Source organism: Burkholderia sp. BCC1977, assembly GCF_905339595.1.
Classification (GTDB): Bacteria; Pseudomonadota; Gammaproteobacteria; order Burkholderiales; family Burkholderiaceae; genus Burkholderia.
This window is the reverse complement of the sequence record NZ_CAJPGQ010000176.1, coordinates 1-480: the sequence shown is the minus strand read 5'-3', so window position 1 is coordinate 480 and position 480 is coordinate 1. Positions and strand designations below refer to the sequence as shown.

The window sequence follows — 480 nt, the reverse complement described above, 5'->3', positions numbered from 1 at the left end:
CGCGAATGCGGCGCCACGACTCCTCGGCTGCTTCGATGAGCTTGAAGGCCATGCCGAGCCGTGAGCGCTGCCTTGGCCTTGCTCTGCTGCGACTTCGGCAAGGCATTGAGCACGTTGCCGATCTTGTGAAACCAGCAGCGCTGGTGTCGCGTCTGCGGGAACACTTCCTCGAGCGCCCCCCAAAGACCCATCGCGCCATCACCGACGGCTAGCAGCGGGCCGGCTTGCAGACCACGGGCCTTCAAATCCAGAAGCAGTTCGACCCACGAATCCTTCGACTCACGATAGCCGTCGGCAAGCGCCACCCGTTCCTTGCTGCCATCCGGTTTCACGCCAATGATCACCAGCAGACATTGCCCGTCGGAATCTTCGCTGCGCGCGCCCGTGTGGATTCCGTCTGCCCACCAGTAGACCCAGCGGGCCGTCGACAAGTCCCGCTTGTTCCATTGCTCGAATTCGTCTGCCCACGTCGCCTTCAAG

1 protein-coding gene is annotated in these 480 nt (G+C 62.7%); it reads right to left on the bottom strand.

From position 1 onward, the window contains the following. On the bottom strand, window positions 1-480 hold a 480-nt coding region (locus U5771_RS35345), incomplete at both ends, for a transposase (protein WP_322028205.1).